Origin of the sequence: Streptomyces sp. NPDC059567 (assembly GCF_042735655.1) — a bacterium.
Taxonomy (GTDB): domain Bacteria; phylum Actinomycetota; class Actinomycetes; order Streptomycetales; family Streptomycetaceae; genus Streptomyces.
Window position 1 is genome coordinate 1 of the sequence record NZ_JBHWBS010000062.1, and the last position, 11959, is coordinate 11959.

Annotated in this window: 10 protein-coding genes; 5 read left to right on the forward strand and 5 right to left on the reverse strand. The window is 71.5% G+C overall.

Annotated features, from left to right (window positions below):
- Positions 1-91 precede the first annotated feature (91 nt).
- On the reverse strand, positions 92-1246 hold the full coding sequence (locus tag ACFVZW_RS24470) for an ROK family transcriptional regulator (RefSeq protein WP_384524957.1): 1155 nt from the start codon (positions 1244-1246) through the stop codon (positions 92-94).
- Between the two features lie 101 nt (positions 1247-1347).
- Between ACFVZW_RS24470 and ACFVZW_RS24475 the strand changes: the two genes are divergently transcribed.
- The 3 genes from ACFVZW_RS24475 to ACFVZW_RS24485 all read left to right on the forward strand — a co-directional run bounded on the left by ACFVZW_RS24475 (position 1348) and on the right by ACFVZW_RS24485 (position 4943).
- Positions 1348-2571: an MFS transporter gene (locus tag ACFVZW_RS24475; protein WP_384524960.1), complete on the forward strand. Its 1224-nt coding sequence runs from the start codon at positions 1348-1350 to the stop codon at positions 2569-2571.
- A gap of 109 nt (positions 2572-2680) precedes the next feature.
- A complete protein-coding gene (locus tag ACFVZW_RS24480; RefSeq protein ID WP_384524963.1) occupies positions 2681-4081 on the forward strand; it encodes a uracil-xanthine permease family protein in 1401 nt (466 codons plus the stop codon).
- Between the two features lie 181 nt (positions 4082-4262).
- Positions 4263-4943 (forward strand): DUF5995 family protein, encoded by a 681-nt coding sequence (locus tag ACFVZW_RS24485; RefSeq protein ID WP_384525045.1) that lies wholly within the window; start codon positions 4263-4265, stop codon positions 4941-4943.
- A 117-nt stretch (positions 4944-5060) separates the two neighbouring features.
- On the opposite strand, the gene ACFVZW_RS24490 is transcribed toward ACFVZW_RS24485, so the two are convergent.
- Together ACFVZW_RS24490 and ACFVZW_RS24495 are read right to left on the reverse strand one after the other, a co-directional pair.
- A complete protein-coding gene (locus tag ACFVZW_RS24490) occupies positions 5061-6758 on the reverse strand; it encodes a flavin monoamine oxidase family protein (protein WP_384524966.1) in 1698 nt (565 codons plus the stop codon).
- A 55-nt stretch (positions 6759-6813) separates the two neighbouring features.
- Positions 6814-7620 carry a carbon-nitrogen hydrolase family protein gene (locus tag ACFVZW_RS24495; protein ID WP_384524969.1) on the reverse strand — a complete coding sequence of 269 codons (807 nt, stop codon included), beginning with the start codon at positions 7618-7620 and terminating at the stop codon, positions 6814-6816.
- A 274-nt stretch (positions 7621-7894) separates the two neighbouring features.
- On the opposite strand from ACFVZW_RS24495, the gene ACFVZW_RS24500 reads away from it, so the two are divergent.
- Entirely contained in the window at positions 7895-8443 is a 549-nt protein-coding gene (locus ACFVZW_RS24500; RefSeq protein ID WP_384524972.1) for a Repetin, read from the forward strand.
- 71 nt (positions 8444-8514) lie between these two features.
- On the opposite strand, the gene ACFVZW_RS24505 is transcribed toward ACFVZW_RS24500, so the two are convergent.
- Positions 8515-8970 carry an Lrp/AsnC family transcriptional regulator gene (locus ACFVZW_RS24505; protein ID WP_015032260.1) on the reverse strand — a complete coding sequence of 152 codons (456 nt, stop codon included), beginning with the start codon at positions 8968-8970 and terminating at the stop codon, positions 8515-8517.
- 10 nt (positions 8971-8980) lie between these two features.
- The gene (locus ACFVZW_RS24510) at positions 8981-10462 is read right to left on the reverse strand and encodes an amino acid permease (protein WP_384524975.1); all 1482 of its coding nucleotides are present in this window, start codon (positions 10460-10462) and stop codon (positions 8981-8983) included.
- A 356-nt stretch (positions 10463-10818) separates the two neighbouring features.
- Here ACFVZW_RS24510 and ACFVZW_RS24515 point away from each other — a divergent pair, with 356 nt between their 5' ends.
- Positions 10819-11808, forward strand: a complete 990-nt coding sequence (locus tag ACFVZW_RS24515; RefSeq protein ID WP_384524978.1) for a GDSL-type esterase/lipase family protein — start codon at positions 10819-10821, stop codon at positions 11806-11808.
- Positions 11809-11959 lie beyond the last annotated feature (151 nt).

Consider the following 11959-nt stretch of genomic DNA (forward strand, 5'->3'; position numbering starts at 1 on the left):
CAACAGCTCATCGCCACCTGGACCGGCACCTGCCCCACCTGCCGACAGATCGTCCCATGGCAGCCCTACGACACCACCTAACAAAGCACTACTAGGGCCTGTCGTGGCTGCCGTGCTCCGTCGGGCCGAAGAGCTCGTCCTGCGCGGCGTCGCGGGCGGCCAGGAGGGCGCCCCGGAGGACCGCCGCGTCCCCGAGTTCGGTGGCGCGGACCTCCGTGCGCAGCGGCGAGAGGGCGGCGAGCTCGGCCTCGACGCGGGCGGCGAGCTCCCGGCCGCCACGGTGGCCGGTCTCGCCCCCGAGGACGACACAGCCCGGGTCGAGGACGGAGGCGACGGCCGCGGCGCCGACCGCGAGGCGCCGGGCGAGGGCGTCGAGGAAGGGGCCGTGTCCCGAGGCGAGCGCGTCGGCCGGGTCCAGGCCGTGCTCCACGGCGAGGGCAGCCACCGCGGCCGCGCAGGCCAGCTCGTGGAAGCCGCCCTCGCAGCCGGTCGCCGACGGCAGCCCCGAAGTGCCGGGCACCGGCAGGAAGCCGAGCTCGCCCGCGCCGCCGGAGGCCCCGCGGCGCACCCGGCCGTCCAGCACGACGGCGGCTCCGACACCCTGGCCGAGCCAGAGCAGGACGAAGGTGTCGCGGTCTCGTGCGGCCCCCGCGCGCTGCTCCGCCACCGCCGCGAGGTTGGTCTCGTTCTCGACGAGCACGGTCGCCGGCAGCCGCTCCTGGAGGGCGTCGATCAGTCTGCGGTGCCACTCGGGAAGCTTCGCCGAGTCGCGCAGCCCGCCCGTGGCCGGGTCGATCAGTCCGGGCGCGCCGACGACGACGCTGTGCAGTTGCTCCACCCCGGCGGACTTCGCGGTCCGTTCGAGGAGGGAGACCGCCTTCTCGACGGCCGGTCCGGTCCCGTCCTCCCCGTCGATCGGCGCCGAGGCCTCGGCGAGCGTGGCGCCGAGCAGGTCGGCGACGGTGAGCGAGAGGGAGTCGGTCCGTACGTCGAGGGCGGCGAGGTGCGCGCGGTCGGCGACGATCCCGTACAGCTTGGCGTTCGGCCCGCGCCGCTCCGCGCCGGACTCCCCCACCACCCGGACCAGTCCCGAGCCCTGGAGCCGTTCGACGAGGTCGGCGACGGTGGGCCGGGAGAGGCCGGTGAGCGTCTTCAGCTGAGTCGCCGTCAACGGCCCTTCGTCCTGGAGCAGTCGCAGGGCGAGCCGGTCGTTGATGGCCCGGGCGGTGCTCGGAGATGCGGGCATACCGGGATCCTCTCAGACTCTCGTACGTGGACCTCTCCCACCGATCTATTTATCAGGCAGGGTTCCTGATAGTTTACGGCGGAGTCAACCAGGGAGGGCACATGACGGGCGAGACCGTCTTCGGTAGCGAGCGGCTGCGGCGGGCCCGATTCGCCGTCGCCGCCGTCTTCTGCGTCCACGGCGCGGTCACGGGCAGCTTCGCGACCCGCATCCCGTGGATCCAGGACCACGCCGGCGTGAGCGCGGGTCAGCTCGGACTCGCCCTCGCCTTCCCGGCCATCGGCGCCTCGCTCGCGATGCCGCTGGCCGGCGCGATCAGCCACCGCTTCGGCGCCCGCACCGCGCTGCGCGGGCTGCTCGCCCTCTGGACGCTGGCGCTGATCCTGCCGTCGCTCGCCCCGAACATCCACGGGCTCTGCGCGGCGCTCTTCTTCTACGGCGCCACCGCCGGCATGTCCGACGTGGCGATGAACGCGCTCGGCGTCGAGGTCGAGAACCGTCTCGGCAAGTCGATCATGTCCAGCCTGCACGGCATGTGGAGCGTGGGCGCGCTCCTCGGCTCCGCCGCCGGCACCGTCGCCGCCCACGTCGGCGCGGACGCGCGCCTCCACCACCTCGTCGCCGCGCTCGTCCTGACCGCGCTCGGCCTCGTCTTCTGCCAGGGCGTCCTCGATCTGCGGAGCGCCCCGGACGAGGAGCCGCCGCCGCGCTTCTCGCTGCCGCCGAAGTCCGCCCTGATCATCGGCGCCATCGGCTTCTGCGGGGTGTTCGCCGAGGGCGCGAGCCTGGACTGGTCCGCGGTCTACCTGAAGGACGAGCTCGGCTCCTCGGCCGGTATCGCCGCGGCCTCCACCACCGCCTTCGCACTGACCATGGCGATCGCCCGGCTGGTCGGAGACCGCGTGGTGGACCGGTTCGGCGCCGTTCGGACGGTACGGGTCGGCGGCGTCGCCGCGACCGTCGGCGGGCTGCTGGTGGTCTTCGCCCCGCATGCGGCCGTCGCGATGGCCGGATTCGGTCTGATCGGCCTCGGCGTCGCCGTCGTCGTACCGCTCGCCTTCGCCGCGGCCGGCCGCAGTGGCCCCAACCCCAGCCAGGCCATCGCCGGCGTCGCCACCATCACGTACACCTCGGGTCTCATCGCCCCGTCGGCGATCGGCGGAATCGCCGACGCGACCTCCCTGATGTTCTCCTTCGGCCTGGTCACCCTGCTGGCCTTCGGTCTGGTGCTCGGCGCCGGGGTGCTGCGCCAGGGCTCCCGGGCCACGACCACCGCCGCGGCCGGAAGCGGAAGCCCCGCGACGAGCTCGGGGAAGGTCTCGTAGGGATCGCGGACATGGGGCCGGAGCCCCGGTGACCAGCGGCGCATTACCATGTGGCTGATCTTTTGCGGCCTCGGCACGGCCGCCGGAACCGGAGAACTGGAGCGACCCCATGAACCTCGGCGTGCGCTGGACCCTGCACGGCGACGGGAAGACACCCGCTCCAGGAGCCGTGGTCCGGCCGGACGAGCGGCTCTCCTGGCCCCGTACGGTCGGCCTCGGCGCCCAGCACGTGGTCGCGATGTTCGGCGCCTCCTTCGTGGCGCCCGTGCTCATGGGTCTCGACCCGAACCTCGCCATCATGATGTCCGGCGTCGCCACGGTGATCTTCCTGCTCGCGACGCGGGGCACGGTCCCCAGCTATCTGGGCTGCTCGCTCTCCTTCGTCGGTGTCGCCGCGGCCATCCGAGCCTCCGGCGGCACCAGCGCGACCGTGACCGGCGCGGTGTTCGTCGTCGGTGGCGCGCTGTTCCTGGCGGGTCTGGCGGTACGGAAGTTCGGCGCGCGGATCATCCACGCGGCGATGCCCCCGATCGTCACCGGCGCCGTCGTCATGCTGATCGGCTTCAATCTCGCCCCGGTCACCGCGAGCACCTACTGGCCGCAGGACCAGTGGACGGCGCTGCTGGTCATGCTGTTCACCGGCCTGGCCGTGGTCTGTCTGCGCGGCTTCTGGTCGCGCATCGCGATCTTCCTCGGCCTGATCTTCGGCTACGCCATCTCCTGGGTCTTCGACCTGGTCTTCGGCAAGATCCACTCGGTGTCCCCGAGCGGTCAGGACACCGACCACTGGCGGCTCGACCTCTCCGGCGTCTCCCAGGCCGACTGGATCGGGCTGCCCTCCTTCCACGGGCCCAGCTTCGAGTGGTCGGCGATCCTGGTCGCGCTGCCTGTCGTGATCGCCCTGATCGCGGAGAACGCCGGTCACGTCAAGGCCGTCGGCGAGATGACCGGGGACTCCCTGGACGACAAGCTCGGCACCGCGATCGCGGCGGACGGCGCCGCCTCGATGCTGTCGACCGCCGTGGGCGGCCCGCCGAACACCACGTACTCCGAGAACATCGGCGTCATGGCGGCCACCCGTGTCTACTCCACCGCCGCCTACTGGGCCGCGGCCGCCTTCGCGCTGCTCTTCGGCCTCTGCCCCAAGTTCGGCGCGGTCGTGGCGGCCATCCCCGGCGGTGTCCTCGGCGGCATCACGGTGATCCTCTACGGCATGATCGGCCTGCTCGGCGCCCAGATCTGGATCAACGCCAAGGTCGACCTGCGCAACCCGCTCAACCTGGTGCCGGCCGCGGCGGGCATCATCATCGGCGTCGGCGGGGTGAAGCTGACCTTCACCGACACCTTCGAGCTCGGAGGCATCGCGCTCGGCACGATCGTCGTGATCACCGGCTACCACGTGCTGCGGGCCTTCGCCCCGGCGCACCTGAAGCAGCAGGAGCCGCTGCTGGACTCCGGCACCAGCTCGTACGAAGGCAGCACGGACGAGGGCTCCGCCACCAAGTCGTAGGCGATTCGCCCGTTCTGGGGAAGCCGGGCCTCGGGAGTTCCCTCGCGGGACCGGCTGCTGGGACGCTGCCCCCATGGCGCAGACCCAGCAGCTCGGCACTCCGCAGACCGGCTCCGCTCGGAACGGCCCTGGTCGGATCAGCCCTGATCGGATCGACCCCGCTCAGAACGGCCCCGGCCGGATCGGGCAGTTCACCGCTGTCGACCCTGTGGTGGAGCGGATGCGCAGCATCCGCGCGGCCTGGCACCCGACCGACGGGGTCGCCGTCTTCAACCGCGTCTATCTGACGGTGACGGAGGAGATCGGCCACGCCATCGACGCCGGCACCTTCGCCGACCGACGGGCGGCCGCGACCCTCGACGTCCGCTTCGCGGAGCGCTATCTCGCGGTGGTCGACGCCGTCTCCACCGGCTCCCCCGCCCCGGCCTGCTGGCGGCCGCTCTTCCACTACCGGCGCCACCCCGACGTACGGCCGCTGCAGTTCGCGCTGGCCGGGATCAACGCGCACATCGGTCACGACCTCGCCCTCGCCGTGGTCGACACCTGCCGGGAGCTGGAGTGCGCGCCACGGGATCTGGAGGACGAGTTCGACCGCGTCGGCGACATCCTCGTGCTCCTGGAGGAGCGCATCCGCGAGGAGGTGATGCCGGGCCCGGACCTGCTGGAGATCACGGACCCGCTGACGCATCTGCTGGGCTGCTGGAGCCTGGACCGGGCCCGCGACGGGGCCTGGCTCGCCGCCCGCTCGCTCTGGCAGCTGAGGGAGCTGCCCGACCTGGCCGAGGAGTTCCGGGAACGCCTCGACCGGTCGGTGGGTCTGGTGGGGCGGATGCTGCTGACGCCGCTCGCACGGCACGGCTGACCACTCTCGCGGCCGCTCGCACACCGGTGCTGTCCGCCCCACTCCCCCAACGGCACCGGCCCCCGGGAAGTTCCACGGGGGCCGGTCTGCGTCAGATCAGGGGGCAGTACGCCGGGATCAGTCCTCCGGAAGCTCCACCGGGGCGATCTCGTCGTACACGTCGCCCGGGCCCGGGTTGGTGGCGTCGGTCGAGCCGCCGAAGTGGTGCATCACGCCCCACACGGCGTTGAGCGCGGTCTGCACGGCGCCCTCGGCCCAGCCGGCCGTCCAGGAGATGTCGTCGCCCGCGAGGAAGATGCCCCGCTTGTCCTCCGGCAGCCGGTCCTGCATGAAGTGGGTGAACAGGCGGCGCTGGTAGCGGTAGTGACCCGGCAGGTTCGCCTTGAAGGCGCCCATGAAGTAGGGCTCGTTCTCCCAGGAGACCGTCACCGGGTTGCCGATGATGTGCTTCCGGATGTCGACCTTCGGGTAGATCTCGCCGAGCGACTTCAGCATGACCTCCATCCGCTCGTTGGCGGAGAGCGGCAGCCACTTCAGGCTGTCGTCGCACCAGGTGTACGAGAGGCAGATCGTGGCGGGCTTGTCCGGCCCGTCGTCCAGGAGGTACGTGCCGCGGGTCATCCGGTCGGTCAGCGTCATCGACATGACGTCGCGGCCGGTCTCCTCGTCCTTGTCCAGCCAGAACGGCCGGTCCACGGGCACGAAGAGCTTGGAGCTCTCCATGTAGTGGGTGCGCTCGATCGCCGTCCAGTGGTCGATCGGGAAGAGCGAGTCGTCGCAGGCGATCTTGGAGAGCAGCATCCAGGACTGGGCGGTGAAGATCGCCGCCTGGTACGTGCGGATGTCACCGGAGGCGTCGGTGACGGTGATCCGGTTGCCGGCGGTGCGGTTCAGCCGGGTCACGGCCGGCTTCGGCGCGCCCTCGTGCAGGGACTGCAGGGAGGTGCCCTGCGCCCAGTGGACGATCTTCTCCGGCTCGCGCTCCCACAGGCGCAGCGGCAGCTGCTGCGAGCCGCCCACGATGCCGCGGTGGTGGTCGTCGGCCTCGGTGTAGACGACCCGGAGGATCTCCAGGATGGAGTTGGGGAAGTCGGTGTCCCAGCCGCCGGTGCCGAAGCCGACCTGGCCGAAGATCTCGCGGTGCCGGAAGGACTTGAACGACTCCGACTCGCACAGGAAGCCGTAGAAGGTCTGGTTGTCGAGCTTCTCGACGAGCTTGGACCAGATCTCGCGGATGCGCGGGACGTCGCGCTCGCGCATGGCCTGGTTCATGTCGGAGAAGTCGGCGCCCTCGTCGAGGCAGGCGTTCCACGCGTTCATCACGTCGCGGTAGACCTGCGGGAGGTCGTCGACGGTCTGCGCGTAGTGCGACTCGCCCTTGAGGTCGACGACGGTCGACGGGGTGGACTCGGCCAGCGGGTTGGGGAACGGCTGCGTCTCCAGGCCCACCAGGTCGATGTAGTGCTGGAAGGCGGTGGAGGAGGGCGGGAAGCGCATGGCGCCCATCTCCGCCGTCAGCCCCTCGGTGCCGGTGCCCTCGAAGCCGACGGTGCGCAGTCGGCCACCGATCTTGTCGGCCTCGTAGACGACGGGCTTGAGGCCCATCTTCATCAGCTCGTAGGCGGCGATGATGCCGGAGAGCCCGCCGCCGATGACGGCGACCTCGGTGCCGTGCTCGGTCGCCGGTATCTGCCCCAGACCGGCCGGGTGGGCAAGGAAGTCGTCGTAGGCGTACGGGAAGTCCGGCCCGAACATGGTGATCGGCGGCTGGCCGTCGCTGTGCGGGACGGCGGTCGTGGGCACCGTGGACGTCATGGGGTACGGACTCCTTGCGGGGAAAGCGGGGAAGTGCGGGAAGAGGGGGGACGGCTCAGACGAGGGAGCCGTAGAGGCCGGGACGCCGGTCGCGGAGGTACGGGTTGTCCTTGCGGGAGGCGGCGAGCAGCGCGGGGTCCACATCGCCGATGACGAGGTCCTCGCCGCGGCCGGCGCGGACCCGGGCGGTGCCGTCCGGGGCGGCGAGCGTGGACAGGCCGACGAACTCGAAGTCGCCCTCGGGGCCCGTCCGGTTGGCGTACGCGATGTAGATCTGGTTCTCGAAGGCGCGCACGGGGACGACGGACTCGGGGACGACCTCGGCGGGGTGCATCAGCGCGGTCGGTACGAGGAGGAGGTCCGTACCGGCCAGGGCCTGCGCCCGTACGTTCTCGGGGAACTCGACGTCGTAGCAGATCATCATGCCGACCGTGAGGCCGCCGAGCTCCGCCTGGACGACGGCGTCCTCGCCGGGGGTGAACCAGTGGTGCTCGAAGTCGCCGAAGAGGTGCGTCTTGCGGTAGCGCAGGAGCACAGCACCGTCGGGGCCCACGAGCTGGGCCGCGTTGTACAGGACCCCGTGACGTTCGACGTCCCGCTCCGGGTAGCCGTAGCCGACGGCCAGGCCGTGCCGCGCGGCGATGGCCGCGGCCGCGCGGGCGGAGGGACCGTCGGCCGGCTCGGCCAGGCGGGCCATGTCGGCACCGATCGCGTAGCCGGTCAGGAACAGCTCGGGGGCGAGCAGCAGCCCCGCTCCGGCCTCGGCCGCGCGGGCGGCGGCCTCGTCGAGGATCTTCAGATTGGCGGCCACGTCACCGAGCTCACCGGAGCTCTGGAGCAGGGCGATGCGCAGCGCGGGCATGGGCGATCCTCAGGGGTCCGAAAGACATGGGGGAGACGTCAAAAACGGTACGGTTCCGGGCTCGACCGGGACAAGGCGCGACCGTTGCGGACCGACCGTCGAACCGTTGCGCGATCTCCGACCGGGGCGGCGATTCGTTGCGCGGGGCTCCGACGGGAGTCGTACGGCTCCCCCGCCGTGCGGCGGAGAGGAGGACCCTCCCCTGGCGCGACGCCCCGCGGCGGGCCGGGCGGAAGAGTGGTGGCTGTCCGGTTGACCTGCTGAAAGGACCACCATGAACCGCCGTACGAAGATCGCCGCCCTGGCCGCCGCCGCACTGATCACGGCCGGGGCCGCGGGCTCCGCCGTCGCCTCGGGGGACGGCAAGGGCGGCAGCCGCGAGGCGGCCGCGCTGACCGGGACCGCGAAGCTCTACCGCCCGGCCGGGGACGACATCACGTTCACGTTCGACGCGCATCTGGCGGCGAAGGACCAGCGGGACCCGACGAAGGCGACGGGCACGTTCCGCTTCAGTCACTACATCGGGGACTGGGGCGGCTCCGCCGATGTGAAGGTCGACTGTCTGACGACGGGCGGCAAGGTCGCGGTGGTGACGGGTGTGATCACCCGGTCGGACGGCGTCCTGGCACCGTCGCTGGGCAAGCGGGTCGGCATCTCGGTGCACGACCTGGGGAAGCACGACCGCCTGGGCTACAGCTGGATGGCCTCCAACGACCCGACGAAGGACGAGGTGCCGAAGTGCACCAGCGCCGCGCCCTTCGAGAAGACGAAGGCCGGGACGGGTGACTTCAAGGTGCTGCCCTGGCAGGTCCCGTACAACTAGGGACGCCCGGGGCCGGGCCAGAGGGGCGGTGCGGGAACCACGGCCCGCCCCGCCCCTCGCGGCCGCAGCGGTTACGCGGGCGAGCCGGAGGAGAAGCGCCGCAGCAGCGGCGACAGCACCAGGACCGACTTGGTGCGCTCCACGAACGGCTCGCCGGCGATCCGTTCCAGGACGCGCTCGAAGTGGCGCATGTCGGAGGCGAAGACCTGGACGACGGCGTCCGCGTCGCCGGTGACGGTCGACGCGGACACCACCTCGGGGTACCGCTCCAGACCTCGCCGGATGTCGTCCGGCGAGGTGTTGTGGCGACAGTAGATCTCGACGAACCCCTCGGTCTCCCAGCCGAGCGCCGCCGGGTCCACCCGTACGGTGAAGCCGGTGATGGCGCCCTCGGCCCGCAGCCGGTCCACGCGCCGCTTGACGGCGGGCGCGGAGAGTCCGACGAGGGAACCGATGTCGGCGTAGGAGCGACGGGCGTCCTCCGCGAGGGCGTGGACGATGCGTTCGTCGAGGTCGTTGAGTCGCACTACGGGTGGATCACTTCTCTGCGTCGGTGGCCACGACGTCGGTGGCCAGGCGGGAGCGGCGCATGCCGTACAGGAAGTAGAACACGAGGCCCGCGGCCATCCAGCAACCGAAGACCACCCAGGTGATCGAGTCGAGGCTGAACATGTTGTACACGCAGAAGCCGAAGCCGAGGATCGGGAAGGTCCAGCCGAGCGGCACGCGGAAGGTGCGGTCCATGTCCGGGCGGGAGCGACGCAGCACGATCACCGCGATGTTGACCAGGGCGAAGGCGAACAGGGTGCCGATGCTGGTCGCGTCGACGAGCTTGCCCAGCGGGATGACGGAGGCGAGGGCGGCGCAGAACAGCGAGACGATGACGGTGTTCACGCGCGGGGTGCCGGTCTTGCCGCTGACCTTGCCGAAGACCTTGGGCACGAGGCCGTCGCGGGACATCGCGAAGAGCACGCGGGTCTGGCCGTAGAGGACGGTCAGCACGACGCTGGCGATCGAGATGACGGCGCCGGCGGCGAGCAGGGTGCCCCAGAACTTCTGACCGCTCACGTCGTTCATGATCGCGGCGAGCGAGGCCTCGGAGCCCTCGAAGTCCTTCCAGTTCCACGCGCCGACGGCGACGGCCGCGACCAGGACGTAGAGAACGGTGACGATGAGCAGCGAGAGCATGATCGCGCGCGGGAGGTCGCGCTTCGGGTCCTTCGCCTCCTCACCGGCGGTGGAGGCGGCGTCGAAGCCGATGTACGAGAAGAAGAGGCTCGCGCCGGCGGCGCTGACACCGGCCATGCCGAGCGGCATGAAGTCGGCGTAGTTGCCGGACTTGAAGCCCATGAAGCCGATGGCGCAGAAGAGCACCAGCGCGGCGATCTTCACGAAGACCATGACGGTGTTGACGAGCGCGGACTCGCGGGCGCCGCCGAGCAGGAAGACCATCGCGAGCAGGACGACGATCAGACCCGGCAGGTTGACGATGCCGCCCTCGCCCGGGGCGGAGGAGAGCACGTCGGGGATCGTGACGCCGATCGTGCCGTCGAGCAGCTCGTTGAGGTACTCGCCCCAGCCGACCGCCACGGCGGCGACGGACACGCCGTACTCCAGGACCAGGCACCAGCCGCAGACCCAGGCGACGAGTTCACCCATCGTTGCGTACGCATACGAGTACGAGGAACCGGCGACCGGTATCGAGCCCGCCAGCTCGGCGTACGAGAGGGCGGAGAAGAGAGCCGTGAGACCGGCGATGACGAAGGCGATCGTGACCGCGGGGCCGGCCTTCGGAACGGCGTCGCCGAGGACGACGAAGATGCCGGTGCCGAGCGTGGCGCCGATGCTGATCATCGTCAGCTGCCACATCGAGAGCGAGCGCCTGAGCGAGCCGCCCTCGCCCTGGCCACCCTCGGCGACCAGGCGTTCTACCGGCTTGCGCCGCGTCAGGGCGGAGAGCCCTGAGCTCTTGGGGACGGTCGGCTCGGTGGCCGGTGAGGCCGTGCCTTGATCCAGCACTGCGAAGGCTCCTTGATCGCTGCCTGTCGAAATGCGACGACCACGGCGGTACGCGGGCATGACAAAAGAGCCCGCGAGGGAAGGGGGAACCGCCGAGCAGGCGGTCGCCGCCACTCCTGGTACGAGGCATGAGCCTAAGCCCCCACGCTTCGCGCTCGTAATGCAGGGTTGTTGCGCACTGGCAGATGATCATTGCGCACTTGGAGCCCGGACGGGGAAACATTGCGCCCCACCGCATGAAACGACACATTGGGGGTGTTGCGGCAGGTGTGAAGCGCCCTCGACATGCGCATTGACTCCTCGTGCTGAATGACCGACTCTGCGAGCCCTCTGCGGCACCTCGATCGGAGGCTTCGGTGGGCTGGCTGGACCCGGAACCCTTTCTGCGCGGCACCGCCTGGCTCGACGGCGGCCGGGCCGTGCGCGCCGACCCCACCGACCTCGCCCGGCTGCCCTGGGACACCGCCGAGCGGGCCGCGCTGCCCATCGGGGTACGGGTCGAGTTCACGGCCGCGCCGGACACCCGGGCGGTCGAGCTGCGCTACCGGGCCGCCGTGCCCGCGACGGGCGACGCGATGCGGGCGCTACGGCACTGCTTCGCACTCTGGCGGGGCGGACAGTGTGTCGGAGAGACCTTCGCCGCCCCCGCGGAGGACGCCACGATCGGAATCGAACTCCCGCCCGGCGGCGGGTCGTTCACGGTCCACCTCCCGGAGAGCCAGGCGCCGGTGGTCCTCGGGCTGCGCGCCCTGGGCGGAGCGCTCGCCCCCGCGCCCCGACGGCGGCGCTGGCTGGTCCACGGCGACTCGATCACCGAGGGCTGGTGGTCGACCCGGCCCGCGCACTCCTGGCCGGCGACGGCGGGGCGGCTGCTCGGCCTGGACACGGTCAACCTGGGCTACGCGGGCGGAGCGCGCGGGGAACTCCCGCTCGCCGAGCAGCTGGCGAGCCTCCCGGGCGAACTCGTCACCCTCGCCTTCGGAACCAACTGCTGGTCCAGAGCGCCCTGTTCCGCGGGCTGGCTGTACGAGACGGTCCGCGCCTACGTCGGTCTCGTGCGCCGCGGCCACCCCGACGCCCCGCTGCTGATCCTCTCCCCCGTGCTGCGCCCCGAGGCGGAGACCACCCCCAACGTCCTGGGAGCCACGCTGGAGGACCTGCGCACGGCCATGGAGGACGCGGGCCGGGACCTGGCGGCGGAGGGCGACGAGCGGCTCCTGGTGCTCTCCGGCCGCTCCCTGCTCGACCCCGAGGACCTGGCGGACGGGCTGCACCCCAACGACCGGGGTCACGCGCGGATGGCGGCGGCGGTCGCGGACGCGCTGCGCCCTCACGTCCGTACCTGAGGATCGGCACGGACCCGGATACGGAGCAGGGGCCCCCGCGCCCGGGGGGGGGGGGCGCGCGGGGGGGGGCCCCCAACCGCCCCCCCGCGGGGGGCGGCGGGCCGCCGCGCGCCCCCCCGCCCCCGGGCGCGGTGATAGTTAAACAAAAAAA

Coding starts and splice junctions, on each gene's coding strand:
- ACFVZW_RS24470 (WP_384524957.1), bottom strand. CDS start 1,246: ATGCCCGCATCTCCGAGCACCGCCCGGGCCATCAACGACCGGCTCGCC.
- ACFVZW_RS24475 (WP_384524960.1), top strand. CDS start 1,348: ATGACGGGCGAGACCGTCTTCGGTAGCGAGCGGCTGCGGCGGGCCCGA.
- ACFVZW_RS24480 (WP_384524963.1), top strand. CDS start 2,681: ATGAACCTCGGCGTGCGCTGGACCCTGCACGGCGACGGGAAGACACCC.
- ACFVZW_RS24490 (WP_384524966.1), bottom strand. CDS start 6,758: ATGACGTCCACGGTGCCCACGACCGCCGTCCCGCACAGCGACGGCCAG.
- ACFVZW_RS24495 (WP_384524969.1), bottom strand. CDS start 7,620: ATGCCCGCGCTGCGCATCGCCCTGCTCCAGAGCTCCGGTGAGCTCGGT.
- ACFVZW_RS24500 (WP_384524972.1), top strand. CDS start 7,895: ATGAACCGCCGTACGAAGATCGCCGCCCTGGCCGCCGCCGCACTGATC.